At 57.3% G+C, this 25,974-nt stretch carries 30 protein-coding genes; 2 read left to right on the forward strand and 28 right to left on the reverse strand.

Going from position 1 to position 25,974, the window contains the following annotated elements:
- The first annotated feature begins 4 nt into the window (after positions 1 to 4).
- Positions 5 to 2,044 carry an acetyl-CoA hydrolase/transferase C-terminal domain-containing protein gene (locus tag ACO0LO_RS27365; RefSeq protein ID WP_422969420.1) on the forward strand — a complete coding sequence of 680 codons (2,040 nt, stop codon included), beginning with the start codon at positions 5 to 7 and terminating at the stop codon, positions 2,042 to 2,044.
- Between the two features lie 78 nt (positions 2,045 to 2,122).
- On the opposite strand, the gene lipA is transcribed toward ACO0LO_RS27365, so the two are convergent.
- The 3 genes from lipA to ACO0LO_RS27380 all read right to left on the reverse strand — a co-directional run bounded on the left by lipA (position 2,123) and on the right by ACO0LO_RS27380 (position 4,210).
- Complete coding sequence (lipA, locus tag ACO0LO_RS27370; RefSeq protein WP_422969421.1) at positions 2,123 to 3,121, reverse strand: lipoyl synthase; 999 nt, start codon at positions 3,119 to 3,121, stop codon at positions 2,123 to 2,125.
- Complete coding sequence (gene lipB / locus ACO0LO_RS27375; protein WP_422969423.1) at positions 3,118 to 3,804, reverse strand: lipoyl(octanoyl) transferase LipB; 687 nt, start codon at positions 3,802 to 3,804, stop codon at positions 3,118 to 3,120. Before lipB ends, lipA begins: the two co-directional genes overlap by 4 nt.
- Before the next feature lie 94 nt (positions 3,805 to 3,898).
- The gene (locus ACO0LO_RS27380) at positions 3,899 to 4,210 is read right to left on the reverse strand and encodes a DUF2917 domain-containing protein (protein WP_422969425.1); all 312 of its coding nucleotides are present in this window, start codon (positions 4,208 to 4,210) and stop codon (positions 3,899 to 3,901) included.
- 198 nt (positions 4,211 to 4,408) lie between these two features.
- Here ACO0LO_RS27380 and gcvA point away from each other — a divergent pair, with 198 nt between their 5' ends.
- A complete protein-coding gene (gcvA, locus tag ACO0LO_RS27385) occupies positions 4,409 to 5,305 on the forward strand; it encodes a transcriptional regulator GcvA (protein WP_422969427.1) in 897 nt (298 codons plus the stop codon).
- Positions 5,306 to 5,307: 2 nt separating this feature from the next.
- On the opposite strand, the gene ACO0LO_RS27390 is transcribed toward gcvA, so the two are convergent.
- The 25 genes from ACO0LO_RS27390 to ACO0LO_RS27510 form a co-directional block, all read right to left on the reverse strand.
- Positions 5,308 to 6,027 (reverse strand): 4'-phosphopantetheinyl transferase family protein, encoded by a 720-nt coding sequence (locus tag ACO0LO_RS27390; RefSeq protein WP_422969429.1) that lies wholly within the window; start codon positions 6,025 to 6,027, stop codon positions 5,308 to 5,310.
- A gap of 15 nt (positions 6,028 to 6,042) precedes the next feature.
- Positions 6,043 to 6,564 (reverse strand): excinuclease ATPase subunit, encoded by a 522-nt coding sequence (locus ACO0LO_RS27395; RefSeq protein ID WP_422969431.1) that lies wholly within the window; start codon positions 6,562 to 6,564, stop codon positions 6,043 to 6,045.
- Positions 6,533 to 7,165 carry a hypothetical protein gene (locus ACO0LO_RS27400; RefSeq protein ID WP_422969433.1) on the reverse strand — a complete coding sequence of 211 codons (633 nt, stop codon included), beginning with the start codon at positions 7,163 to 7,165 and terminating at the stop codon, positions 6,533 to 6,535. Before ACO0LO_RS27400 ends, ACO0LO_RS27395 begins: the two co-directional genes overlap by 32 nt.
- A gap of 22 nt (positions 7,166 to 7,187) precedes the next feature.
- Positions 7,188 to 8,417: a beta-ketoacyl-ACP synthase gene (locus ACO0LO_RS27405; RefSeq protein ID WP_422969434.1), complete on the reverse strand. Its 1,230-nt coding sequence runs from the start codon at positions 8,415 to 8,417 to the stop codon at positions 7,188 to 7,190.
- Positions 8,414 to 9,145, reverse strand: coding sequence for a 3-oxoacyl-ACP reductase FabG (gene fabG / locus ACO0LO_RS27410; RefSeq protein WP_422969436.1), 732 nt, complete (start codon positions 9,143 to 9,145; stop codon positions 8,414 to 8,416). Before fabG ends, ACO0LO_RS27405 begins: the two co-directional genes overlap by 4 nt.
- A complete protein-coding gene (locus ACO0LO_RS27415; protein WP_422969438.1) occupies positions 9,142 to 9,612 on the reverse strand; it encodes a 3-hydroxylacyl-ACP dehydratase in 471 nt (156 codons plus the stop codon). Before ACO0LO_RS27415 ends, fabG begins: the two co-directional genes overlap by 4 nt.
- Positions 9,609 to 10,802, reverse strand: coding sequence for a beta-ketoacyl-ACP synthase (locus ACO0LO_RS27420; RefSeq protein WP_422969440.1), 1,194 nt, complete (start codon positions 10,800 to 10,802; stop codon positions 9,609 to 9,611). The genes ACO0LO_RS27415 and ACO0LO_RS27420 overlap by 4 nt, the downstream gene beginning before the upstream one ends.
- Entirely contained in the window at positions 10,799 to 11,293 is a 495-nt protein-coding gene (locus tag ACO0LO_RS27425) for a DUF3261 domain-containing protein (RefSeq protein WP_422969442.1), read from the reverse strand. Before ACO0LO_RS27425 ends, ACO0LO_RS27420 begins: the two co-directional genes overlap by 4 nt.
- A gap of 134 nt (positions 11,294 to 11,427) precedes the next feature.
- Positions 11,428 to 12,510 (reverse strand): class I SAM-dependent methyltransferase, encoded by a 1,083-nt coding sequence (locus ACO0LO_RS27430; protein ID WP_422969444.1) that lies wholly within the window; start codon positions 12,508 to 12,510, stop codon positions 11,428 to 11,430.
- Positions 12,507 to 14,882 (reverse strand): MMPL family transporter, encoded by a 2,376-nt coding sequence (locus ACO0LO_RS27435; protein WP_422969446.1) that lies wholly within the window; start codon positions 14,880 to 14,882, stop codon positions 12,507 to 12,509. The genes ACO0LO_RS27430 and ACO0LO_RS27435 overlap by 4 nt, the downstream gene beginning before the upstream one ends.
- Positions 14,875 to 15,507, reverse strand: a complete 633-nt coding sequence (locus tag ACO0LO_RS27440) for an outer membrane lipoprotein carrier protein LolA (RefSeq protein WP_422969448.1) — start codon at positions 15,505 to 15,507, stop codon at positions 14,875 to 14,877. Before ACO0LO_RS27440 ends, ACO0LO_RS27435 begins: the two co-directional genes overlap by 8 nt.
- Positions 15,504 to 15,953: an acyl-CoA thioesterase gene (locus ACO0LO_RS27445; protein ID WP_422969450.1), complete on the reverse strand. Its 450-nt coding sequence runs from the start codon at positions 15,951 to 15,953 to the stop codon at positions 15,504 to 15,506. Before ACO0LO_RS27445 ends, ACO0LO_RS27440 begins: the two co-directional genes overlap by 4 nt.
- On the reverse strand, positions 15,937 to 16,893 hold the full coding sequence (locus ACO0LO_RS27450) for an acyltransferase (protein ID WP_422969452.1): 957 nt from the start codon (positions 16,891 to 16,893) through the stop codon (positions 15,937 to 15,939). The genes ACO0LO_RS27445 and ACO0LO_RS27450 overlap by 17 nt, the downstream gene beginning before the upstream one ends.
- Complete coding sequence (locus tag ACO0LO_RS27455; protein ID WP_422969453.1) at positions 16,890 to 17,627, reverse strand: glycosyltransferase family 2 protein; 738 nt, start codon at positions 17,625 to 17,627, stop codon at positions 16,890 to 16,892. Before ACO0LO_RS27455 ends, ACO0LO_RS27450 begins: the two co-directional genes overlap by 4 nt.
- Positions 17,624 to 19,375, reverse strand: a complete 1,752-nt coding sequence (locus tag ACO0LO_RS27460) for an AMP-binding protein (RefSeq protein WP_422969455.1) — start codon at positions 19,373 to 19,375, stop codon at positions 17,624 to 17,626. The genes ACO0LO_RS27455 and ACO0LO_RS27460 overlap by 4 nt, the downstream gene beginning before the upstream one ends.
- Positions 19,368 to 19,910 carry a hypothetical protein gene (locus tag ACO0LO_RS27465; RefSeq protein ID WP_422969457.1) on the reverse strand — a complete coding sequence of 181 codons (543 nt, stop codon included), beginning with the start codon at positions 19,908 to 19,910 and terminating at the stop codon, positions 19,368 to 19,370. Before ACO0LO_RS27465 ends, ACO0LO_RS27460 begins: the two co-directional genes overlap by 8 nt.
- A 13-nt stretch (positions 19,911 to 19,923) precedes the next feature.
- The gene (locus tag ACO0LO_RS27470; protein WP_422969459.1) at positions 19,924 to 20,226 is read right to left on the reverse strand and encodes an acyl carrier protein; all 303 of its coding nucleotides are present in this window, start codon (positions 20,224 to 20,226) and stop codon (positions 19,924 to 19,926) included.
- 99 nt (positions 20,227 to 20,325) lie between these two features.
- Positions 20,326 to 20,586 (reverse strand): phosphopantetheine-binding protein, encoded by a 261-nt coding sequence (locus tag ACO0LO_RS27475; protein ID WP_422969461.1) that lies wholly within the window; start codon positions 20,584 to 20,586, stop codon positions 20,326 to 20,328.
- Positions 20,573 to 21,358, reverse strand: a complete 786-nt coding sequence (locus tag ACO0LO_RS27480; protein ID WP_422969463.1) for a lysophospholipid acyltransferase family protein — start codon at positions 21,356 to 21,358, stop codon at positions 20,573 to 20,575. Before ACO0LO_RS27480 ends, ACO0LO_RS27475 begins: the two co-directional genes overlap by 14 nt.
- Positions 21,351 to 22,082, reverse strand: a complete 732-nt coding sequence (locus ACO0LO_RS27485) for a beta-ketoacyl synthase chain length factor (protein ID WP_422969465.1) — start codon at positions 22,080 to 22,082, stop codon at positions 21,351 to 21,353. The genes ACO0LO_RS27480 and ACO0LO_RS27485 overlap by 8 nt, the downstream gene beginning before the upstream one ends.
- A gap of 347 nt (positions 22,083 to 22,429) precedes the next feature.
- A complete protein-coding gene (locus ACO0LO_RS27490) occupies positions 22,430 to 22,717 on the reverse strand; it encodes a DUF493 family protein (RefSeq protein WP_422969467.1) in 288 nt (95 codons plus the stop codon).
- A gap of 24 nt (positions 22,718 to 22,741) precedes the next feature.
- Entirely contained in the window at positions 22,742 to 23,599 is an 858-nt protein-coding gene (locus ACO0LO_RS27495; RefSeq protein WP_422969469.1) for a D-amino acid aminotransferase, read from the reverse strand.
- A gap of 141 nt (positions 23,600 to 23,740) precedes the next feature.
- Positions 23,741 to 24,889, reverse strand: coding sequence for a D-alanyl-D-alanine carboxypeptidase family protein (locus tag ACO0LO_RS27500; RefSeq protein ID WP_422969471.1), 1,149 nt, complete (start codon positions 24,887 to 24,889; stop codon positions 23,741 to 23,743).
- A 53-nt stretch (positions 24,890 to 24,942) separates the two neighbouring features.
- Positions 24,943 to 25,590 carry an alpha/beta hydrolase gene (locus ACO0LO_RS27505; RefSeq protein WP_422969473.1) on the reverse strand — a complete coding sequence of 216 codons (648 nt, stop codon included), beginning with the start codon at positions 25,588 to 25,590 and terminating at the stop codon, positions 24,943 to 24,945.
- Between the two features lie 11 nt (positions 25,591 to 25,601).
- A complete protein-coding gene (locus tag ACO0LO_RS27510; RefSeq protein WP_394781811.1) occupies positions 25,602 to 25,928 on the reverse strand; it encodes a (2Fe-2S) ferredoxin domain-containing protein in 327 nt (108 codons plus the stop codon).
- Positions 25,929 to 25,974: the final 46 nt, after the last annotated feature.

A 25,974-nucleotide genomic window follows, 5' to 3' on the forward strand; every position in this document is an offset into this window, starting at 1 on the left:
CTTCTTGAAGCAAGCCCTTTATCTGGACGATACCGAGCAGGCAGTTGATGCACTGCTCAGCGCGGTAGGCAAGCACATCGTCGTCGGCACGCCGCTAGGCATAGGCAAGCCTAACCGCTTCCTTAACGCGCTCTACCGCCGGGCGCAGCGGCACCCCGACATCCATCTGAAGATCATTACCGCGCTGTCGCTGGAGAAGCCGTTCGGCGCCAGCGAGCTGGAAAAACGCTTCATCGATCCTTTTGTCGCCCGCGTATTCAGCGAATATGAAGACCTCGACTATATTGCCGCACGCCGCAGCAATACGCTGCCGGCCAATATCGATGTCATTGAATTCTTCATGAAGCCCGGCGCGTCGGTGACGGAAGACTATACGCAGCAGCATTATGTGTACAGCAATTACAACAGCGTGGCGCGCGACATGCTGCTGCAAGGGCTGAACGTTATCGCGCAGGCGGTGGCGGTGGACGATAGCGGCGATACGGAAAGGTATTCGCTGTCCGGCAACCCGGAAGTGACGCTGGACCTGTTCGACCTGGCCGCGCAAACTGCGCACCCGGTGTATGTCGTCGGTTGCTGCAACCGCAAGCTGCCTTTCATGGAAAACGATGCCGTGGTGCCCGCGGCGGATTTCGATTTATTGCTGCGCGATCCGGCCGGCACCCACCAGCCGTTTGCATCGCCCAACCTGCCGGTATCCCTGCAGGACTATGCCATCGGCCTGTACGCCAGCGCCTTCGTCAAGGATGGCGGTACGCTGCAGATAGGCATAGGCGCGCATGGCGACGCCATTGCGCAGGCGCTGATCGTGCGTGAGCAGGACAACGAGGCGTACTGCAAGATTATCGGCTCCCTGTTCGGTGATGCAGCATTGCCGCAGTCTGTGCACACCGGCCGCTTCGCGCAGGGTTTATACGGCTGCAGCGAGATGTTTGCCAACGGCCTGATGAAACTGATACAGGCCGGCATCATCCGCCGCGAAGTCTATGACCATGAAGGATTGCAGGCGCTGATCAATGCCGGCAAGCTGCAGGATGTCGTCGCCGCGGAGACATTGACGGTGTTGCGCGCGCATGGCGTCATTTCGCAAGTGCCGACCAGTGCCGACGCCGTCCTGTTGAAAAAGTATGGCATTACCGATGAAGAGGGGCAGCTGAACCTGGGGCAAAAATTGAAAGGCGGCGTGCTGATGCATGGCGGCTTTTTCCTCGGTCCCACAGATTTCTACCAGGCGCTGCACGAACTCAGCCCCGCCATGCGCGGCAAGATAGGCATGAGCCGCATCAGCTTCATCAATGCGCTGTATGGTCATGAGCGCCTGGCCAGTCTGCAGAGGCGCGACGCGCGTTTCATCAACACGGCGATGATCGCCAGCCTGCGCGGTGCTGCTGCTTCGGATAGTCTGGCGTCCGGCAGGGTCGTCAGCGGCGTAGGCGGGCAATATAACCTGATTGCGATGGCGCATACCCTGCCGGATGCGCGCTCGGTGCTGATGGTGCGCGCTTGCCGCTCGCAGCAGGGCAAGCCGATATCGAATATCGTGTGGAACTACGGACAGACGACCATACCAGCACACCTGCGCGACATCGTCGTTACCGAATACGGCGTGGCCGACCTGCGTGGCCAGACTGACAATGAATGCATCAAGCGCATGCTGGCCATCACCGACTCGCGCTTCCAGCAGGGTTTGCTGGAACAGGCCAAGGTCAATGGAAAGATCGCCAAGGATTATCTGATACCGCCTGGCCAGTGCAACAATACGCCGGCAACGCTGCTGGCGAAGCTGGCGCCGTGGAAGGAAGCCGGCCTGCTGCCGGATATGCCGTTCGGCAGCGATTTTGACAAAGACGAACTCGCAATCATGCGGGCACTGCAAAAACTGCAGGGCATGAGCCGGCATCCGGTCTCGCTGGTTTGGGCTGTGCTGAAGCAATTGCTGGCGCCGCAGCAGATACCTGAAAAACTGCTGCGCAGGATGGGGCTGGATCAGGTACAGGGAGTGAAACTGCGCCTGTTCAGGGCTTTGTTTATCGCCGGTTTCTAAGTAGACGAAATCAAAAAAAAGGCCTGCCGCTGATTCAGCGCAGGCCCTTTGCATGAATGCAGCAGGTTAGTGCATCAATTACATTTTCTGGTCAGCCTCATGCGCCTGCTGGTCTGCGTGGTAGCTGGAACGCACCATCGCGCCGACTGCCGCGTGCGCGAAGCCCATTTTGTAGGCCTCTTCTTCGTACATCTTGAAGGTGTCGGGGTGCACATAGCGGCGCACCGGCAGGTGATGGCCGCTAGGCGCCAGATACTGGCCTATGGTCAGCATGTCCACATTGTGGGCGCGCATGTCGCGCATCACTTGCAGCACTTCTTCATCGGTTTCGCCCAGGCCGACCATGATGCCGGATTTGGTCGGCGTATCGGGGTGCATGTCCTTGAAGCGTTTCAGCAGGTTCAGCGAATATTCATAGTCGGAACCCGGGCGTGCTTCCTTGTACAGGCGCGGCGCGGTTTCCAGATTGTGGTTCATGACGTCCGGCGGGGCGGCGTTCAGGATTTCCAGCGCGCGGTCCATGCGGCCGCGGAAATCCGGTGTCAGGATTTCGATACGGGTCATTGGCGACAGTTCACGCACCTTGCGTATGCACTCGGCAAAGTGGGCGGCGCCGCCGTCGCGCAGGTCGTCGCGGTCCACTGAAGTGATGACGACATAGCTGAGGCGCAGCTGGGCGATGGTCTTGGCCAGGTTTTCCGGCTCGTTGACATCCAGCGGATCGGGGCGGCCGTGGCCTACGTCGCAGAACGGGCAGCGGCGCGTGCATTTGTCACCCATGATCATGAAGGTTGCGGTGCCTTTGCCGAAGCATTCGCCGATGTTTGGGCAGGAGGCTTCCTCGCATACCGTCACCAGGTTGTTGGCGCGCAGGATGTCCTTGATTTCATAAAAGCGGGTGGTCGGCGAAGCTGCCTTCACGCGTATCCAGTCCGGCTTGGGCAGGCGCTCTATCGGGATGATCTTGATAGGAATGCGCGCGGTCTTGCTGGCCCCTTTTTGCTTTTCATTGGGGTTGTACGCTGCTGTTGCTGAGGTTGGAGCTGCCGCTGCAAGCGGTGTCTGTTCGGTTGTCATGATGCTGCGTTCCGTTGAACGATGTCGGTAAATGAGTTCTGCAATCGGCGGGCCAGTGCCGTCTGTACTTCCTGCGTGGATGCGGTGACGCCCAGCGTCTGCATGTCCACCGTCACCAGGCCTTCATAGCCGCAGGGGTTAATCCAGGAAAAAGGCTGTAGATCCATCGCCACGTTCAGCGATACCCCATGGTAGGTGCAGCCGTTGCCGCGTATCTTCAAGCCCAGTGCAGCAATTTTGGCGCCTTGCCATACGCCGCTTTCTACATAGATGCCCGGTGCGCCGGCCTTGCGCACGCCGGCCAGATTATACCCTGCCAGGGTGTCGATGACTGCCTGCTCGATCTTTTGCACGAACTCCCGCGCAAAGACGCGGGCCTGCGGCCGGTCGCGGCGCAGATCCACCAGAAGGTAAATCACGACCTGGCCGGGGCCATGATAGGTGACTTCGCCGCCGCGGTCGGTCTGGATGACGGGGATATCATGCGGCGCCAGTACATGGGAGCGGTCCGCACCCAGCCCCAGCGTATAGACAGGGGGGTGTTCGACGATCCATAGTTCGTCGGCAGTAGAGGCAGTGCGGGCATCGGTAAAAGCGCGCATTGCGTCGAAGCTGGCTTGATATGCTTCGGTACCGCGCTGGCGTATGACGGGAATGCTGGAAATGGCGGGAGCTGCTTGCATAGGCTGTAGTGTAACCAAAATGCAGCTTTACTGCTGACCGACTGTTGGAGTAGGCCCTATGGCGGGGCGTCCAACAGTCTACACAGACTGCATCTTACGCAGTTTGCGCTTTGCCGGCGCCGATATGGGAAGCTTGGCGTTTTGGCAATTGAGCGGCGGGAGCCGGCAATTTGCCTGTTGCCATTTCGATCAGGCTGGCTTGCTTGTCTGCTTCAATCACAATCAGACGGTCTGCCGGCAGGGTGAAAGATTCACCGGCTGTCAGCCAGTGATCGGCTTCCACGCCTTCTACTGTCAGCCATACACGGCCGCTGGCAATAACAATGGCCTGTGGGCTGTCCAGTTTGCTGGAAACGGCTTTGCCCGCTGGAATGGTGTATGATTCTTTTGCGAATTTAACTAACATTTTATTACTCCTTCAGTTTCTTGCTATGCAGCTATAGATATCGATGTATCGCTACTGGCAGTGTGGTGTAATAAGGATGTTGCAGTGCGATAACATCATTGTAGTCGCTGATAGTTTCCATTCAAAACGAGTAATATTCCACTCTCTTGCTAATTAAATTCGCAATAGCTTCATTTTCTTGTCATAAGGACCTGATAGATGAGTGACTTCCGCCGCCTTCCCAATCTTGCCGCTCTGCGTGCCTTTGAGGCTGCCGCGCGGCATCAAAATTTCTCCCGTGCATCTGAGGAAATCCATGTGACTCATGGCGCGATCAGTCACCAGGTGCGCTCACTGGAGGAGGAATTAGGCGTGCAGCTGTTCAGCCGGCACGGCAAGCGCATCGCCATCACGGCTGATGGCGAGCAGTTTGCCGAGACCATACGTTCAGCGCTGCAAAGTATTGCGGCGGCGGCGGACTTGCTGAAAAGCAGGAACAAGCAAAAGCGCCTGTCGGTGACTGCGCTACCGTCTTTTGCGGCCAGGTGGCTGTCGCCGCGGCTGGGTCGTTTTATCGAAGCTTATCCAGACCTGGAAGTCAGCCTGGAATCCAGCAATAACCTGATTGACTTTAGCCGCGAATCGGTCGACATCGGCATCCGTTTCGGCAGCGGTTATTACCCCGGGCTGGACAGCGAGCACATGCTGGACGATACCTATTACCCAGTTGCCAGCCCGCGCTTCAACGACGGCAAATTGCCGCGCACGCCGAAGGAGCTGGTGCAAGCCAACCTGCTGCGCTGCGACCAGGAGCCTTGGGAACCCTGGTTCCGCGCGGCCGGCCTGGACACGCCCGAACCTACCGGCGGCCTGGTATTCCAGGATGCTTCCATGCTGGTGCGGGCGGCGGTGGAAGGGCACGGCATTGCACTGGGCAGGCACAGCATCGTACAGACCGATCTGAAAACCGGCGACCTGGTGCGGGTCTCGGATATCTCCGTGCCTTGCCCGAATTCATACTATCTGGTTTATCGGCCGAATAGCCTGCAAAAGCCACAGGTAAAAGCTTTCCGCAGCTGGCTGCTGGATGAGTTGGCGAAGGCGGGATTGACTTAAGCTCAGCACGCGGGCTTCGAAGGAGTTTCAGGCCCGTCTAGGACCTGTTTCAGGCTATCCAAGGCCCAGTAAGTAGGTAATTGCGGCAGCGTAGATAAGGCAGATGCTGCAAGGGAGAATATGTGCTTGCTGACAATGGCAACTGCCACCTCTCCTTCCGCCTGCCAGCTGCAGGCATTTGCTTCGTCAATTCCGGCGCTGCGCGCAACCAGGCTGCGCATCTGCGCAAAATCAAGCCCGCAGCCGTCGCGTTTCAGCCAGGCCTCTTTTAAAGTCCACTTCGTCGTAAATTCCCGCAGCTTTTGCTCTTGCCCAATTTGCTTCAGACCTTCTATTTCCGAAGGGGAGCATACTATGCCAGCGATGGCGTCGACATCACGCTTAGGATAGACCTGCTCTATATCGATACCGACCGGCGCATCTGAGATCGCGGCCGCAATCCATTGTCCGCTGTGGGATATGGAAGGGTACACGCCGAGAAATGGAGATATCTCCGGTGCGCCGCTGCTGGCGATGTGCAAGTTCCAGCTTGCGGGTTTGCCGCCGAACATTTCGCACAGCAGCTGCCGAACCAGCCAGCGGCCGGCGACAAATTGTTCGCGGCGGGAGGGCGCAGCCAGTGTTTCCAGCCGGAGCATTTCCTTTTGATTTAAAAAAGAAGAGGCGGTGTCGATTGCCCCTTCTGGTAGGGAAACCATTGGAACGAGCGCGTATCGCAGCATGGAAAACGGCCGGCGCTAATCTGCAATCTTGGCGTAAGTTCCCTTCAACGCTACTCCTACGATGATCGCGCCGGCATGGCATTCGTAGGTGATGTCATTCCGGGCTTCCTGCTTTTTATAAAAGCTGACGATGTCGATCACTGCGTTAGCTCCCTCGCGCTTGGCGGATTTTTGTAATGAGATCAGTGCAGAAAGCGCGGCCCATTTGCAGCCGGTTTCGTCGCTCTTTGCAAAGCCGCTGGTTTTGGGGTTGGAAACGCCTTCCCCCAATTTTTCCAGTACGCGCGGGGTTGCCTGTCCGGCCAGGAAAAATTTGAACGAATTATCCAGCTTCTCTTTCGCTTCCGGCATTTGCAATACATCGGACAAAGGGAGGTGCAGGGTGGTGTCCCGGGCCATGGCGGGAGCGGCAAAAGCTGCAACGGCTAACACTGGAATCCAGAGTAATTTTTTCATTTTTTCCTCAAAAAGAATTAATAAGTGCAATGGAAAGCTGAAGCTGTTTTTATGAAGCCGGTGTGTCTTTTGTTGCCACATCCTCTTTTTCCAGCCCGGTACGTCCGCCTACCGCCGTACTATAGTTATTCACTGTGTAGTCAGTAATGAGTTTGGTCATGCGGCTCATCATGATCTGGTCCATGGTGCCGAAAGTGAAACCACCGCTGCCTGCTGCTGCTCGTTGATAAAACACGGGTTCTGCAATCACTTTACCGGTACTGCGTTCGGTATATCGTACCGACAGCACGATGACGGAGCTGCCTGAGAATGGACCGGTGAAAATACGGGCGGCAACGCCAATCAGGCGAGCGTTGGTGCAGACCGGCTCAATCACCAGTGTCTCTGCCCCGCTTGATTTCTGCGTACTCCAATTCGCCAGCTTAGGCGCCAGCTGCACACTAAGCTGACTGTTCAGTTTTGCGAACAAGGTGTCCGCTCCGTGTTGCTTGTCACAGCCTTTTTGCTCGTTGACTGGGAGTAGTTCAAAATTCTTGTAGTGATTGAACGTGCTGGCCGGAGGCGGGTTGAATTCGGACTCCGGTTTTGTGACATGGGCAGCGCAAGCTGTGAGGATAAGAACAGTCAATATGGATGCGAGGTGAGCTATTTTCATTTTTTTTCTTTCTGTTGAAGTTTGCATTAAGTCAGCTGGTAGTACATTGTTAAAAACGTTTGAAAATCAACGAAGTATTAATGCCGCCAAAAGCAAAGTTGTTGCTCATGACGATATCTGTGTCCAGGGTTCTGCCTTCGCCCTGTATGTAGTCGAGTGCACCGCAGCGCGGATCCAGCATTTCCAGGTTTAGTGTGGGCGCAAACCAGCCGCAACGCATCATTTCTATCGTCATCCATGCTTCCAGCGCGCCGCAAGCGCCGAGAGTGTGTCCCATGTAGCTTTTCAGCGAAGAAATGGCAATGCGTTCGCCAAAGATGCTGTGAGTGGCCTGGGTTTCGGCGATGTCGCCGTGGTCAGTCGCAGTGCCGTGGGCGTTGACGTAGGGGATGGCGGCAGCATCCATATTTGCGTCTGCCAACGCCAGCTTGATGGCGACAGCCATGGTTTCGGCGTTGGGCTGGGTCACATGGCGACCATCGCTGTTGGTGCCATAACCGACAATTTCGGCATACATTGTTGCACCGCGCGCCTGCGCGTGTTCCATTTCTTCCAGCACCAGCGTGCATGCGCCTTCACCCAGCACCAGGCCGTCGCGTGCGGTATCGAACGGGCGTGGCGTCAGTTGCGGAGTCTTGTTATGTTTGACGCTGGTGGCGAACAATGTGTCGAATACGGCCGCTTCAGTGGCGTCCAGCTCTTCGGCCCCGCCCGCCAGCATGGCGACCTGTTTGCCTGACTGTATCATCTCGTAGGCGTAGCCTATGCCCTGGCTGCCGGAGGTGCAGGCGCTTGAGGTAGTCACTATACGGCCGGTCAGTCCGAAGAACACGCCGATGTTGACGGCAGCGGTATGCGACATCATCTTGATATAGGTGGTTGCACTGATGCCTTCGGTGGTCTTGTCCATCATCATCCTGCCGAAATCGCCTATCGCCTTGGGCGTTCCTGACGACGAGCCATAGGCAATGCCGACCTGGCCGCTTTTCAGTATGGGGTCGTCAAGCAGGCCGGCGTCCTGCAATGCAATTTCGCTGGCGCGGGTCGCCATCAATGCGACCTTTCCCATGCTTCGGGTAGTCTTGCGGCTATAGCGTTCTGCCGGCAACTCGAACGGAAGGGCCGGCGCTCCCACCATCGTATGCAGGCCCTCATACTCGGCCCACTCAGGCATTGCCCTGACCGAGTTGCGCCCTGTCTTGAGCTGGGCCAGCACAGTGGGCCAGTCGTGGCCCAGCGGACTGATGGCGCCAAATCCTGTGACAACTACGCGCTTCATCCTATCATTCCTCCATTGATGGAAATAACCTGCCGCGTAATATACGCAGCATCTTCATGCATTAAAAAACTGACCAGGGCCGCCACTTCTTCCGGCTTGCCCATGCGCTTGCTGGGAATGATCTTCAAGGCTTCTTCCAGGACGTGGGGCTCCACCATTTCGGTATCGATCAGGCCGGGAGCTACGCAGTTCACCGTAATGGCGCGGCTGGCCAGTTCTACTGCGAGGGCCTTGGTCGCACCGATAATGCCGGCCTTGGCGGCGCTGTAATTGACCTGGCCACGGTTGCCCATCAGCCCGGAGACAGACGCCAAGGTCACGATACGGCCGGGTTTGCGACGCCGTACCAGCGGCATCGTGAGCGGATTCAATACGTTGTAAAAACTATCCAGATTGGTATGGATTACAGCATCCCAATCCGCACCGGGCATTGCGGGGAAAGCGTTGTCGCGGCTGATGCCTGCGTTGCAGACGATGCCGTAATAGCAGCCGTGGGTCTCAACATCTTCGAGCAGAATCCTCGCTGCCGCATCGCGATCGGCCACGTCAAACTGCAGCAGGCGCACTTGTCTGCCCAACTGGCGAATATCCGCCGCGACTGCCTCGGCTTCCTCGATACGGCTACGGCAATGCAGAACAATGTCGTAGCCGTCTTGCGCCAGGCGCACAGCAATCGCCCGGCCTATGCCGCGGCTCGATCCCGTGACCAAAATGGTCTTGTCATTCATTCCTTGCCTACCTCCAAAATTGTTTCGCCGCCAGCCGGTTCGAATACGGTCAGTGCGGCACTGGCAACCTGTTCGCCATCGATGGTGATGTGGCACTCAAATTGGCCCAGGCCGTTGTCGGCCTGGAATTGCCTGTGCACTTCCACTCTCAGTGTTTCGCCCGCGCGGAAGGTGCTGCGACTGCAGTGGTAGCGGCGTGTTCCCAGCAGATAACCCACCCGCGGTTCACCACCCCGCAGCCTTGCCTGCCATCCGGCCCAGGCTGCCACCGTCTGTGCCATGTATTCGATGCCGATCCAGGCGCCAGTTCCAGCGCTGGCCGCGTCATAAAACAGATTGCCGTCGCGGATGACTGCTTCCGCCACCAGACTTTCCTGATCGCCTTCAACGGCAGTATCCAGCAGGCTCATGTTGCCAGCGTGCGGCACTATCTCACTGATCGGATATCGAACGGCAACGCGCATCATGTCCTCGCCAGTATCAAGCTGGCGTTGCTGCCGCCAAAAGCAAAAGAATTGCTGAGCACATAGTCCAGCGGCCGGCCCAGCTCGTCGCTTGGGCGTACCAGCTTAAGGGGCTTCAACGCAGGGTCAGTATGCCCGTCCCACCAGTGAGGAGGGAGTTTGCCTCTATCGTTGTCTACCAGACTCAGCCAGCATAACGCTGCTTCCAGTGCGCCGGCTCCTCCAAGCGTATGGCCTGTAAGAGGTTTGGTGGAGCTGGTTGCGGTACGCATGCCGAACAGCTCATGCACTGCAAGGCTCTCCATCGCATCGTTTTGCTGGGTTGCAGTGCCGTGCAGGTTGACATAATCCACTTGCTCCGGCGAGATATCCGCGCGCTGCAATGCCTGCTGCATTGCAGACAATGCTCCGCGCCCGTCGGGAGCCGGGGCGGAAATATGATGGGCATCCGAGGATTCCCCCCATCCTGCCAGCCTGACCGGCCCCGGTTCGCGCGTCATTAGAAACAATGCGCCGCCTTCGCCTATGTTGATGCCATTACGGTTGGCGCTTAGCGGATTGCAACGTTCTGTGCTGACGGACTCCAGCGCAGAAAAGCCGGCGACGGTAAACGCGCATAGGGCATCCATGCCTCCGCTAATGACGGCGTCCGCCTGTCCTGTGCGTAGCAGGCGGGCAGCGCTTGCCATTGCTTTGGCGCTGGAGGAGCAGGCGGTGGATATCACCATCGCCGGGCCGCAAATGCCGAGCAACGCGGCTAGCGCAATTGCGGCCGATCCCAGCTCCTGCTGTCCCACATGGAAAGACGGCGCCAGTTCACCGTGAAGCACGAGATGGGCAACTGCCTGTTCCGCTTCGCCGATACCGGAGGTACTGGTGCCCAGCACAATGGCCGTGCGGTGCCTGCCGTATTTCGCTATTGCCGCGTCAACTTGCGGACGTATCTGCGCCAGCGCGGTCAGCAGGAGCGCGTTGTTGCGGCTGCGATGCTCGATTGGCAGTTCGCTGATATCCTCCAGTGGCGTATTCACGGCTCCCAGGTACAGGCTGCGGCCGGCGATCAGGGCATTATTTTTTCGCACGCCGCCGGGCGAGTCCGCAAACAAGCCGGATCGGACTTCCTGTGCACCATTACCCAATGCGCAAATGACGCCCATCTGGTTGAGGTAAATATTGTTCACGGTGCTTGTCATGGAACAGTTCCAGCAGATTGCAGCTTTGACTCTATCTGCAGCCTGTAGCCGTCCACCCGATTTTCCAGGATGACAATACCGGTCCGGTCTGGCGTGGTGCGGTAGCTGACCATGACGACGAGTTTGCCGGAATGCGACAGGCTGCGGGAATCCGGTGTTTCGTCTAGTGACCAGCCTTCGCTCAGGGCAGGGCGAATCGCCGCTGCCGGCCAGTACACCAGTTGCACGTCGCTGAGTATGCGTGCCGGATCGGCCTCTGGCGGCAAGCGTGGGTGGCGCTGCGCCTGCATCGCATTACCGTCCCAGCGCATGCTTAATATGCGCTGTCCCAGTGCGAAGCCGGCCAGGCTGACGGCATCCGAATCCGCTTCCAGCAAGGCATCCAGTGACTGCGCGCCCGCAGGTGCGCCATCCAGCCGGGAAAAGCTCAGCCTTTGCACCAGGCTAAACGAATCGCCGAGGCTGGCGGGGCTGAGTTGCAGCAGGGGCACGCTTGAAGCATGCGTCGGCTGTTGCGAAGAGCCATCCGGTCTCGTACCGTGAGCACAAGCTGCCAGTATGCATACCAAAAAAGCCAAGCATAGAACACGAAGGCAAGCTTTCATGCTGAGGGTCGGCATACGGCTCATTCCTTGACGAAACGCAGCAATGAGTGGCAATAGCCTATGCTGTCCCTGACGGTGAGCAGTTTCAGGCCGGCTTGTTCGCCCAGGCGTATATAGTCGCCGCTTTGATAGATTTTGCTGTTGCCGCTCGCCATTGCAGTGAAATACGGTGAAGTGTTAATCAGGCAATAGGCGGCGATATCGTAACGCTGTCTGTCCCAGAAAGTGTCCATGATCAGCAACTGTCCGTGCGGAGCCAGTGCGTCGCTGGCGCGTTGCAGGATGCCCGCGATGACCGGTTCGCTGAAACAGCTGAGGAACTGGCTCATCCAGACCACGTCCATCCCTGCCGGGAAGGGGGCATCGGGCAGCAGCATGTCTACCGGGTGCAGGCTGCTGCGTGCAGACAGGCCGGCAGCAGCGAGCTTGCTTTTGGCAACCTCCAATTGCTGTGGCAGGTCCACCAGAAACAGTTCTACCCCGGCGTTGTATTCCAGGGCCGCGAGGCTGAATTTGCCCGTGTTGGCGCCGACGTCCATGATGCGCCGCGGCGCCGTTGCAAATACATCCGGCAGTATTTCTGGAAAGGAGGTGTCCGAGTAGTGGTGGTCGAAGGCAAACCAGCTGGTTTTTGCCGGTTCGGGAAGCTCCGCCATGCCCTGGTATAGCGTGGGCCAGTCGCCCAGCGTTTTCAGGCCGATGGGTTTTTCCTGATCCAGTGAGATGTCTAGGTCGAATAGGCCCTGATAACAGACATCGTGGACAAAATTCAGGTTGATCTGCGTAATGCTGTCGCTCAGCACGCAGTAGCCGGCTTTGTCCAGCAGGTAGTTGCCTTCGCTGAGCCGTACGACCCCTGCGGAGAGACAGGTTTCCAGCACTGTCTTCAGTGCATAGCTGGTCCATTGCCCGGTTTCCGCCAGCTCTTCTATGCTGCGGCCGGATTCGGCAGATTTGGCCAGCGCTTCCAGTATTCCCCTTTTCCACGCATAGCGGACGCATTGGAACACAACGGGGCCAAAGGCAATCTTCTGCGCTTCATAGCGTGCAGCAAAGGCGGTTTGCTTGTCCGGCGAAAAACTTTTATCTTGCGTCAGGTTCATGTGGGCTTTGCGGTTTTGTTATGGTTGTCCGGCATAAAAAGCGGGGTAAGAATCCAGGCCAGCGCGATGCCCAGCAGCATGGTGAGGCCAAAAGCGCGCAAGGCGGGAGTGCCTGACAGCGCCAGCAGGCCGAATGACAGAAGAGTGCTGGCCGCTGCCAGCGTGATGGAAAGGAAGGGACGGGTTTCATTCTTGCCGGGTTGTTCCAGCAAAAATATGCCGTAGTCCACTCCCATGCCGAGTATCAGCAGCAATGCCAGCACATTGAAAAGTTGCAACGGCTGGCCGCAGATTGCCAGGACAGACAGCGCCAGGCAGCTGGCCAGTGCGGAAGGCGCCAGCGCGCGCCATGCCTTGCGCCCAAATCTGCGGCTGAGGGCAGCCAACACTAGGACATAAGCGGCCATGATCACTCCGGCCATGATGGTTCGGTAGTGGCCCATGACGCTGGATACTTCAGCGACCTTGTCCACCCAGCGCACGCCAGGAACGTTGCCGGCAATGTCCGCCAGCCGCGCAAGCTTGGCAGGCTTGTCCACGCCGCGCAGCAAAATGATGCTGGCGTAGCCGTCCTCGAATTTTCCTAACCACTGGTAACGCGCTGCTTCCGACACAGGAGATTTCAGCCATTCATCCGGCAGCAAGGGCGTAAAAACAGATGCGGCAGGCGGTACCAGTTTTTCGTCCAGCTGCGCGCTCGCCAGTTCAAGCACGCCATGTTCGCCAAAGATCTTGTCGCGCACCAGTCCTGCATTTGCACGTTGTTCCTGGAGGGACGGCACCCAGTCCGACACTGCCTGGTACCCGGAAATCCAGCCATCCTGTAACAGGGGAGTCAATTGCATTTTCAATGCTTGCTCCCGCTCCAGCACCTGATCGGCGCTGCTGCCTTGCACGAGGTAAAACTGGGCGGGGCCGGGAAGGTCCAGCAGCTTATTTACCTGCAACTGGTCCTTGATGAGCACGGCAGGCGAATTTTGCATCAGGCGTATATCATCATTCACGCGCAGCTGTGAGATGCCGCAAATCAGTACTATAGCGGTGGCGGTTGCAAACAGTATGGTGAACCTGTTGCGCCCCAGCGCTGGCCACCAAGCGCGGCGGCTGCCTATCCAGCGTGACAGCCGCGTGGCATGCATCTGCCCCTTGTCCAGGAATGGAAACCACCACAGCACTGTGATGAATGCGGCGACCAGTCCGGTGGCCGAAAAGACCGCCATTTGCCTGAGTCCGGGAAAAGGCGCCAGCGCCAGCAGCGCGTAGCCTATCGTGGTCGTCAGCATTGCCAGCCACATGACCGGGGACTGCTCTTTTACCATGGACCAGCGTTCCGCATGAGGGCGGCCCAGCCGGTTGCTGTAGTAATTGGTGCCGTAGTTCTCTGCTACACCAACCAGACTGGCGCCAAAGACCAATGTAATCAGGTGCAGGCGCCCAAATACTATCGCACAGACCGAGACCGCAGCGAGCAGGCCGATTGCTATCGACAACGTGACCAGAATGCGCGGCCGTATGGCGCTGAATGCGAAAAGCGTCAGAACGACAATGCCCAGCAGGGAGCCGATGCCTATAGTGTGTATCTCATGCTCCGCTTGACTGGCCGCCGCCGCCGCATGCAAGGGGACGCCAGCGACAAAAATCTGAGTGCCGGGCGCTGCTGCCTGCGCAGCGGCTCTGGCTTGCTCCAGCAGCGGAATAAGGGCTTGCTGGGCCGATATGGAAAAAGCGGATCCCTGCTGCTCCAGCATCAGCAGCGCATAATATTGCGTACCCTTGTCTGTTGATGTTGCAACGGATAGCCTGCCGTCGCTGATCCTGACCTTGCTATCTGCCGCACGGGCGCCGAGCCAGCCGGCAAACAGATTCAACGGATCATCGCGCCATTCGCCTATGCGCGGCATGCCCATTGGCCGGTAAAGGATTTCTATTGCCTGCGTGGCTTGCCATTGCGGAGATTGCGTGCTTAACAGGCGGCGCTGTTCTGAAGTAAGCAACTGGGCCCGGTAGGGGGTATAAAAGTTAAGCCATTGGGCGGCCGCTGCATCGCTTACCTGATAGCGCAAGGCCAGCGGCATAGGGGCTCTTTCCAATTTGCCGGCATACGCATCGCCTGCCCGCTGTGCTGAAGCCCAGTCTTGTCCGCCTACCAGCACGACGATGCGGCGAGATGCTGCATCGGCAAGCCGGCGAGTGGCGTTCTGTACTGCCGTATCGTGCTCATTTTGCGGCAGCATGGCCAGGATGTCGGTGTCGATCTGCAGGCGGCCTCCAGTCCACAGCCACAGATTGTGGCCCGCCATGGCGAGCACCAGCACCAGCCAGGCAATCGCCTGCCAGCGTGATCTTGCTGAAGAGTGCCGGGTTTCAGTCAAACCGCGCCGCCTCTTCCGGACTCAGCTTCGCCGGTTCTGTACTTTGTGCAAAAAAATGAATGCTGGTCTTATCGCCATTGGCTTCGGCGATATTGATATTGCGGACATACTGGTCGCCTGCCAGTTCAACCTGGCTGATCATTTTGGATAGTGCCGGATTCCGGGGCGTCAGTAACAATTTCCATGTTTTACCGCTTGCCGAGCCGTCTACCCTGAAATGCTCCGCCAGGCTTTGTATATCACCGTTCAGTAGTGAAAACATCAGTCCGTTGATAATGCGCACAGAAGGTTCTTTGCTGGCGCTCAGCCGAAAAGCGATTTCGCCTCCCTGGGTAGCAACGATTTCGTCGCGCGTCAGTTTGAGCAGGCTGGCAAAAGGTTCACGCGTGCGCCAGATGACGCCGTGCTCGCGTGCAACCAGGAAATCTCCACGCGACAGCAGGTTTTTTTTGAATCCGGCGACCTGCTTGCTTTGCTCGAATTCGCCACGCAGGACGGGCGATTGGACGAGGGCGCCGCGCACGCTTGCCGCCAGGTCCGCCGCGTGCGACATCGGCAGGAAAGAGAGCGCCAGCATGGCCAGGATTGGTAAAATAGGCCGCAACAAGCGGTTTGCAATACTCATGCGTGCTGTACTCCCAGGCATTGCCATAAAATAGGAGGGCAGACGTATTGCATGTCGCCGCTGGCCATGTCCACCGCGACCTGGATCGTATGTGCTTTGTTCAGTTTGTGGCCGGTAGCGGCATCGCTGATCAGGTAGTCTATTCTCAGGCGATTCTCCCATTCCGTGATCTCTGCGCGCACGTTCAGCTGTTGGCCCAGCGTGGCCGGTTTCACATATTTGAGCCGCATATCGACGATCGGCCACGCATATCCGGACGCCAGCATCTGCGGATAGTCGTAGTTGAACTTGCCGAGCAAGGCGCAGCGTGCGATTTCCAGGTATTTGACGTAGTTGCCATGCCAGACAATATCCATCGGGTCCAGGTCGTGGAATGCTGGCGACAGGGTGATCTCATGGCTGAGGTCAGGCCTGGCAGGTAGGGTCTCTTTATTTAGTTGTGGCATTTGCCTGATCCCAGAAAGGGAAAAAATTAAACCAGTCGTATGGCGAACGCTTCAATAGTGCGGTGATCGCCGTGACATACAGCGCAGCGTAGGCAGCAATTGCTTGATCCCGATGCCGGCGCGGTAATTCCACCTTATCGGCCAATACTTCGAAGTGGATGGCATATCCGCTGTTTTCGTGGATGCAACCCAGCAGGTATAGCGGGCACTTCAACAGCGCAGCCAGTACATAGGGGCCGATTGGAAGTTGTGCTGCGTGACCCAGAAAGTCGACACCGACAGTCCTGCCGGCGACCACGGGGATGCGGTCGCCGGCGATGACGACGTACTCTCCGGCAGCGATTTTTTCTGCCAGCAGGATGGCAGTGGCGGGACTTATTTGGCTCACCTCTATCAGCCGGAAATCGTTCTGCGGGTTCAGGCGCTTCAGGACGCGGTTGAACTGTTCCGCATGACGGGTATGCACCAGTATGTTGAGCTTCACTTTGTTGCCGCCGACTATCGTATATTTCTCGGCCATGCTGCGGCACAACTCCAGGCAACCCATATGGGCAGTCACAATGACACCGCCTGGTTTGACGTGCTGGCTGTTTTCCAGCCTGACTGCGGCCTGCTGGTAGCGCCCAGACACTGCCAGCAGCTTGTCGAGCATGGTTTCGCCAAACAGTGCCACATGGCGCAGGCTGTCGCTACGGGAGGGCGCACGGCCGAGCGCGCCGGTAGCGGCCTGTAGCCTTTGCAGGTACTGCAGGGAGGCGGCACGGAGTTGCGGATTCGATATCCAGTAAAACACGACCACGGGATACAGGCACAGCCTGAAAGGCCAGCGGCCCAATAACCTGTGTATCCAGAATAACAGCCAGATGCCGAGCACAAAAGTACTTTCGCCGAGGTGCGCCCAGTGCGCAGGCCGTGGAGGATGGATGCCTGCTGTACTCATGAACTGACCTTGCGCCAGAGTAGAAAAGGCATGCGCACCAGCATGCCTGCAAACAATTTTGCATGCATGCGTGAAATCAGGACGTTGTCCCTGAATGCCTTGAAGTGGGATAGTCCGTCGCTGGGATAATGGACGCGCGTCGGAACATTCATGACGGGAGTGCCTCGCCATAACAGCCGGACTGCGATTTCAATATCGAAATCCATCCGTGTGCCGATGCGCACCTGATCAATCAATTGCACGGTGGCCTGCAACGGATATACCCGGAACCCGCACATGGAGTCCCGGATGGCCAGCGACAGCGTATTGATCCAGACCCATACATGAGTCGCGTAGCGTCCGTATAAACGCGCCTTGGGCACACTGCCATCATATTCCGGGCAGCCGGCGATCAGGGCGTCGGGGCAGGTACGCGACCATTGCAGGAATACAGGTATGTCGCCCGTGTTGTGCTGGCCGTCAGCATCGATCTGGAGCGCATGGCTATACCCTTGCTCCTGGGCTTGCCGTAAGCCGGCCATCATTGCGCCTCCCTTGCCCTGATTGCTGGCCAGCCGTACCAGAGTCAGATGCGTGGGGTCGGCTGCTATCAGAGAATCCAGCACTGCGGCGCATGCTGCGTCGCTGCCGTCATCCACCAGTATGCAGGAAAGACCGTGGTGGCGGACTGCACTGACGACGGCGCCTATCGCTGCGCCGTGGTTATACACAGGAATCACCGCGCAGAAATTCATGCGGGAACTCCCGGCGGCACCGTCGAAATAGCTGGATCTTCCAGCTGGCCGAACACAATACGACCGCCTGCGTGCGGCCCGGCTATCGATGTAAATTTGAACGTCAACATGTACTCCTCGCCGGTAGGCGTGGGCCGGCCGGCAACAGTCAGCTCCAGCATAAGGGAAATGCCAGGAGATATTATTTGCTGGAATTTGATGTTTTCCATACGCAGAAAGTCAGGCGGCAATGCAAACAGTTCACGGCCCAACGTTATGGCCCAGTCTATCTGCGCGACGCCTGGAAGTATCGGTGTCCCCGGGAAATGTCCATCGAATTGGGGTAGATGCGCTGTGACGTCAATCTGCAGAAGTGCGCGGCCAGCCTCTTGTTCCAGCAACCTTGCTGCGGGTCGCCGCGGGTCAAATAAGGCCAGCAGTGACGCAGCGGTAGTCTTGCCCTGGCTATTGACCGGAAAGGCCCAATGGTAGCGCCAGCGCCGTGGCAGCGCGCTGGTTTCAACTACGCCGGCGAGGGCTTTCCGCAACACGGTGTTGAGTCCGGTTTTTCCGGATTGATCATAAATTGCCCAGCCGTTCTTGTTCGGAACCGCGACTACCCCCAGCGTCATGCGAGCGCCTGGCAGCGTAAGGAGTCTTATTTCTTCCAGCAGGCCCGTCGCCGAAAGTGCTGCCTCCATGGCATTGAGTGACACTCGCTTCTCTTCCAGCTTGACGATGCGGTCTGCCCGTCCGAGCAGTTCAAAACCGCTAGCGGTGCGTGCTACCCGGTCGCCGGTCGCTTGCCATAGCCGGTCAGACAGATGCGCGGAACGGACTTGCAGGCTGTCGTTCAGCACGCGTATCTCTACGCCGGGCAGCATGGTCCAGCCGGTATCTTGGTCGTGTCTCCGCTGGCGCCATGCGATGCCGCCAGTCTCGGAGCTTCCGTATACTTCAATCGGCGCTTGGCCCAGCAATTCCCGGCATGCAGGCAAGGCCTCTTGCGGTAATGGGCCGCCGGAAGAAAACACCGCGGCCAGTTTGCGCCTGCCGGTTGTCCAGGGGAGCTCTTCAGGCAGGCGCTTCAAATGGGCCGGGCTGGCGATCAGTACGCTCGTACCGTCCACTTCTGCGATGGCGGCAGCAATCTGCTCAGGATAGGCGAGTCTGGTTGCGGCGAATGCCCGCCCCGCGGCCAGCGGCCATAACACGCGAAACAGCAGGCCATAGATGTGCTGGTGAGAAACGGTCGCCAGGACGGTCGCCTTCTGCATCAATGGCTGGAAGCAGCCTGCCAGCGCTGACACTTCGTCAAATACCTGAGACAACCGTTTGCCGATGGCACTCGGTTCTCCGCTAGAGCCTGATGTAAAAATCACCAGGTGCTCGGCGTCGGGATCCAAAGGCTGCCATGCGGGCAAGATCGATTCAGGCTCGGCGAGCAGGGAATTTTCACCCGGCAAGTCGCTGGCGTATCCGTCCACTTGCTCCCGCAGGCGAATCAGCGTCGAAGGCAGTATATCGCTTGGCAAGTACACGCATTTTCCTGCATGCCAGGCCGCAAACAGCGCGGCGGCGAAGTGGGCACTGTCTTCAAAATATAAGGCGAAACGTGAGCCGCCATGCCTGATGAATGCTGCATACCAGTTTGCCATTTCTGCCGCAAATGCAGAAAAATCGATGGAAAGATGCCCGCGGAACGATATCGGATGGTCCGCGGCACGGCCGGTTTGCATCAGGTGAGAGAGTGCGAGGATTTCACTCATCGTCAATCCTTGCCTTGACACGGCGGCGTATCAGCCATTCGACGCCGAACAGGCTGCCCATCAGCACATAAGAGATAAAGCCGTTGTACAGCGCCCATACGGCGCTGCTGCACCATAGTGCGGTGATCAGTGCAACGCTGCCGTTCACCAGAAAAAAAGCGCACCACACCTTGGTGACGCTACGTGTATATGCAATGCCTTTCGGCGGCAGGTCGGGTTCCTGCAGCCTGGCCAGACGTTCGATCAACGTAGGAGGATAGGCGAGGCTGATTCCAAAAGCAGCAAGCAAAACGCCGTTCACCAAAACCGGATACAGTTTGAGCGGTAGTAACTGGTTAGCGAAAATACTGATGCCCGCCAGGCAAAGTGCGCCCGCTGCGGCAAGCAGCCAGATTTTCTGGCGCATGGCAATTCCGCGCACCAGCGCCAACGCGGCCAGGAGGAGCGCGATACTACGGGGTTCGAAATGCCCAATGCCGAAAAACACCAGCAATGGATAGGCCAGCGTCAGTATGGAAACAAAGGCGAGTTGCACTCTGCTACTTCGTCTATGCAATGGTGGTGTCGGGCGCCGTGTTCTGATGAGCCGGCGTCGAAGGTTCGGGAGTTTCCGTCAGCAGACCGTGCAATGCGTCGACCACGTCCTGCAGCGTACGTACGGATTTGAACGCATCAGGTTGCAGACGCTTGCCGGCAATCGGCTTCAGCTTGACGATCAGGTCGACCGCATCGATGCTATCGATGTCCAGATCTTCATACAACCGCGACTCAGGCCTGATATTTTCTGCTGGTATGTCGAAGGTATCTTGAAGGATAGCGCTCAGGTGAGCGAACATTTCCTGCTTGGTCATGGTATTTCCCCTGTTTCTTTATCTGGTCGGTCTGTGCCGACATCATTGCATGAGATGATTGTATTTATTGTAACTTGTTGCTTGCGCCAGGCAATTATTTTAGTTATTCCTGTTGCTGTTGACGAACTCGGCAAGCTTGCGCACGCTGGCAAAGTGCTTGCGGGTCTCTTCGGAATCCGCCGACAGGCTGATGCCGTATCGTTTTTGCAGCGCCAGCCCGAGTTCTAGTGCATCGATGGAGTCCAGCCCCAGGCCTTCAACAAATAGCGGCGCTGCAGGGTCTATGTCATCCGGACCCAAGTCTTCCAGGTTCAGTGCTTCGATGATCAATGTTTTGATTTCATGTTCAAGCACCTGCATGATGAGTGTTCTCCGTCGAAAAGTAGTGGTGTAAGTGATGAGTCAGCTGTCGCGCCGCGACAGCCATTTCGCCTTCTGCCTGCTCAATAAATGGGCGGACGGCGATATCATCCTGTATATCTATCGTGAACTGGATGCGCTGCGGTGGTACCTTCCACCAAGGCATATCCTTTGCCAGGCTGAGCGGCACGCAATGTATGGTTACCGGGGTAATGTCATGCCGGCCGCGTACCGCGATATTCGCGGCACCCCTTTGCAGCTTCATTATTCCGCTGACCGGAGTGCGGGTTCCTTCAGGGAACATCACGAGGTTGCTGCCTTCCCTGAGTGATGCGATGCAGGCGTCCACCAGTGGCGCTCCGCTGTCATTGCAAATATAGTTAGTCGCGCGAACGGGGCCGCGCGTGAACGGATTGCGCGCCAGGCTGGCCTTGACCACGCAATCGGCATTCCGGATCATTGCGATGAGGAATACAACGTCAATCAGGCTCGGATGGTTCGCCAGGATTAGCAGCCCGGGACGATCCAGCTTTTCCAGTCCGTTGATCCGGTAGCGAAGTACGCCCAGGCCTTGCATCAGATTGATGAATGCCTTAAACGTAATATGCACGATGAGTCTGGCCAGTTTTACTTCTTGCGCATGCTGGTTGCCGACCGCCAGTTTCAGTAGTGGGAAAACCGCCAGCCTCAGCAGCAGGCCACCCAGGCCGAATGCGAGGAAAGAAAGGGCGGTCGCGAAAATACGCCAGCATTGATCAAGTTTTTTAATCATGTCGCTGCCATTGCCAGGTGCGGCCTTTGCATGTGTGGTGATAAGCGGCTGCGCCCGATGTCAGAAACTGCAATGCCTTCATGTCCGCCGGCGGCCATTGAGAGGAGGTGCCCAGTGCGATGGCGGGGGTTGGCTGCAGGCTAACCCCACCGCGTGCCGCTTGGCTGATGAGGCATGCCCATGCCCTTGGAAAGCTGCCTTCATCGCCGAATCGCCGGTATATGTCAGGCAATTGTTCGTCGTACACCACGATGAGGACTGAGTCGGCGCCATCGGCAAGCAGGCCGCAGGCTTCCGTAAATGCGGCCTCCACCGTTTCGTCTCCTGCGGCAATGGCGGTGTACTGCCCCGTATCGCCGCGGGCGATGGAAAACAGGGCGCCGATCGCATTATGTACCGACATGCTGAAACCGGTAGGTGACAAGGTTTCCTGGGCAGCGAGCTGCCTGAGCAATTCAATCGAGCGCGCGATGTCGCCGTACCTTGACGCAAATACAATGGGGCAGTTCGTAGATGCTCCGAGTGCGCGGTACGCAGACTGCAAGGCGGCCCGGCCCAGCTTCTCAACCCGTCTGCGCATCATTGCAGGCATTTCGGCAAGCGCAGGTGAACCGTCCACATCGGTGAGTGGAAGCGGATTTTTTAACCAGCCTTGCCAGGCACTTATGTCGAGTAAACCGGGTGCCCAGGCAGACCATTGATTTACACGGAAGCGGAAAACCATCGGGCACAATCGTCAGTAAAAATGTGGCGCTGGCAACGACTCATTTCAATATTGCCATTGCTGTTGTTGGTATTTAGTAAAGAGGAACAAAATTCGGCGATTGTAGCAGAAGCATTTATATATGTAACAGGATGTTGCGTTTAATATATTTATTTTTTGTTAATACGGAAATTCAATCATTTTCTTGTCTTGTTATTGGCGACTTAACAAGCTCATCATGAATAAAAATTTTCCTTAAAGCAATATATAAATTTATCGAGTGATCCTTTGGCGTAATGAATTCGTTGCCTCAAAAAAAATGCGCTGCAACCGAAGTTGCAGCGCATTTTAAAAAACAAATATTTGGCTTAGAGGACTACTTTGACCATAGGATGCGAAGACAGGTCGCGGTATAAATTATCCAGCTGTTCGCGACTGGTGGCGCGCACCGTCACCGTCAGCGCCAGATAGGTGCCTTTGGTGGAAGGGCGCATATCCATCTTGCCGGCATGAAAGGTGGGATCGTGCGATGTCACCAGGTCCACCATGGTTTGCGCAAAGGCATCCTGCATGACACCCATGATCTTGATCGGGAAATCGCTGGGATATTCGATCAGGCTTTCTTGCACTTCAGCAGGAGTATTGGTTGTCGGCATCGCAGTCTTCTTTATCGGTTTGGCTTATCTGGCGGACGCGGCCTTGGCTTGCTGATAGGCCGCGTACAATTTCTGATAAATGGGGCCGGGTTGGCCTTTTCCAATAGTCTGATCGTCTATGCTGACCACTGCAAGCACTTCTTTGGTCGCGGACGACAGCAACACTTCATCGGCGGCAAAGACTTCCTCGCGGGTAATACGGCGCGCCACGATAGGGATGTCGTTGGCTTTGCACAGTTCTTCCATCAGGCCGTAGCGTATGCCTTCCAGGATCAGGTTGTCCTTGGGCGGTCCCGCCACCACGCCATCCTTGATGACCCAGACGTTGGATGATGAGGCCTCGGTCAGGAAACCGTCGCGAAACTGTATGCTTTCGGTTACGGCATGCTCGGCGGCATTTTGCGCGGCCAGCACATTGCCCAGCAGCGAAATGGACTTGATCTCGCAACGCAGCCAGCGTTTGTCTTCCATCGATACGCAGGCGGCACCCTTGGCGCGCACTGCATCGGACGGCAGCGTGATCGGGTTGGTCATGATGAAGACGGTCGGTTGCACCGGGTCCTTGGGGAAGGCATGCGCGCGCTTGGCGACGCCGCGGGTAACCTGGATATAGACCATCTGGTCTTCTGCCTCATGTGCCTCCATGACCCTGGCGATCAGTTGCAGCCATTCTTCCTTGCTGTGCGGGTTGGCAATGGAAATGGATGCCAGGCTGCGGAACAGGCGGGCGAAATGCTGGTCGGCGCGGAACATCTTGCGGCCGTAGACCGGGATCACTTCGTAGATGCCGTCGCCGAAAATGAAACCCCTGTCCAGCACCGGGATTTTTGCTTCGGAAATGGGAGTGTAGGCGCCGTTCAGGTAAACCAGGGGATCGTTCATGGCAGGGGTGAGGGAAGAGTAGAGGGAGCACAAATTTTACACAGAAACTCTGCTTGCCTTATGCAAATAAAGAATAGCAAAAAGAAAATGGCGCCTGGGTCGTCGACCCAGGCGCCATTCTTTTAAACAGGGCAGAGCTGTTTATTTAAACAATAAACGCAGCGAATCCCAGGCGCGGCCGAAGATGCTGGCCTGGTTCACCTGCTCCAGCGCCAGTACCGGGAATTCCACCACTGGTTTCCCGTCCAGCATCATCTTCACCGTGCCGACCTTGCTGTTTTCTGCGATAGGCGCCACCAGCGGGTCTTTGCGTTCCAGCGCCGGTTTCAGCTTGGCTGCGCTGCCTTTAGGCAAGGTCACGTACAGGTCTTGCGTGAAGCCGATCTTGACTGTGCTTTGCGTACCTTTCCATACTTCTGGTGTCGCGATGGCCTGGCCCTTTGCGTACAGCTTCACGGTGTCGAAGTTCAGGAAGCCCCAGTTCAGCAGCTTCAGGCTTTCCTGCGCACGCACCTGGTCGCTGCTGGCGCCGGTGAGGACGGAGATCAGCCTGCGCTGGCCTGTGCCGTTGGCGCGTATCGACGACGTCACCAGGCAATAGCCGGCAGCTTCGGTATGGCCGGTTTTCATGCCGTCCACGGTAGGATCCAGCCACAGCAGGCGGTTGCGGTTAGGCTGCGTGATCTTGTTGTACGTAAAGCTCTTGGTCGAATAATAGGTTTTGTAGAAGGCCGGGAAATCGGCAATCAGGCGTGCCGCCATTGCCGACAGGTCTTGCGCCGTCGAATAATTTTCAGGGCTGGGCAGGCCGTGCGGATTGGCGAAATGTGTGCCTTTCAGGCCCATGCGCTCCACTTCGCGATTCATCTGCACGACGAAAGCGTCTTCACTGCCGGCCACGGCCTCGGCCAGTGCAACCGCTGCGTCGTTGCCGGACTGGACGATCAGGCCATACAGCAGTTCATTGATGGTGACAGGCTTGTTCGGCTCGATAAACATCTTGGAGCTGCTGGAATCCACTTTCCACGCATGGGTGGAAACATTGACCGATTGGGCCAGGTCCAGTTTCTTGTCCTTCAGCGCTTCAAAAACGATGTAGGCGGTCATGATCTTCGTCAGCGACGCGGGTTCTATGCGCAGCGTCGGTTCTTGCGAAGCAATAACCTGGTTGCTGGTCGCATCCAGCAATACCCATGAGCGGGCAGCGATGCTAGGTGCCGGCAGGCTTTGCGCCGTTGCGACAGAGAGGGTGAGCAGACCGGCTGCGAGTGTGGCGAGGAATTTTTTCATGTAGTTGGTTCTTGAAACGAGGTTGAAACTGGCTGAAACGGAATGGATACTGATTATTGCACAGGGGTCTTGCCCCACATGCTGACGATCAGGTTTTTAATATGCGGCAGGCGGCGATGGAAAAAATGGTCGGCGCCGGGAATCACGATGACAGGGATGTCCTGCGGCCTGGCCCAGTCGAACACCTGCTGCAGCGGGATGGTGTCGTCCAGTTCACCGTGGATCAGGATGCTGTCTGCCGGCACTTGCGGCATCGGCCATTTGCCGGCGGCGGTGCCGACCAGCGCTAACCGCTCGGCAGGGGTGCCTTGGGCAATCAGCCGCTGCTGCAATTGCGCCTGCACAAAAGTGCCAAATGAAAAACCGGACAGAGCGAGCGGCAGGTCCGGGTATTGCTGGCGCATATGCGCCAGCAGGATTTCCATGTCGTCGGTTTCGCCGGCGCCGGTATCGTAGACGCCTTCCGATTTGCCGACACCGCGAAAGTTCATGCGCACTGTGGCATAGCCCAGTGCGGTGAATGTGCGTGCCAGGGTCTGCGCGACTTTGTTGTCCATCGTGCCGCCATACAGCGGATGCGGGTGGGCGACCAGCGCCAGGCCGATAGGTTGCGCAAACTGCTCGGCATCCGGCAGGTCCAGCGCGCATTCGAGCGGGCCGACGGCGCCGGCAATCATAAATTGCTGGGTATGGATATTCATGTGTGCAGGCCTCAGATCTTCAGGCGTTCCACGATCTTGCCGCCCACCAGATCGACATCGATGATCTCGTCTATGTCTTCCTGGTCCACGAAGGTATACCAGGTGCCTTGCGGATAGACCACCAGTACCGGGCCTTCTTCGCAGCGGTCCAGGCAACCAGCCTTATTGATGCGTATTTTGCCCTGGCCGTTCAGGCCCAGTTGCTTGACTCTTTTTTTTGCATGCTCCTGCGCGGCTTGCGCGCCACGGTCGGCACAGCAGGGGCGACCGTCTTCACGGTGGTTCAGGCAAAAAAAGACGTGCTTTTCGTAGTAGGGAGTATCTGGGGTGTCTGGCATTGGAAACTCGTTTTATTGAAACTATGCGCAAAGGACATAGTTAAGC

Source organism: Undibacterium sp. TJN25 (genome assembly GCF_049339885.1).
In the GTDB taxonomy this organism is placed as follows: Bacteria; Pseudomonadota; Gammaproteobacteria; order Burkholderiales; family Burkholderiaceae_D; genus Undibacterium.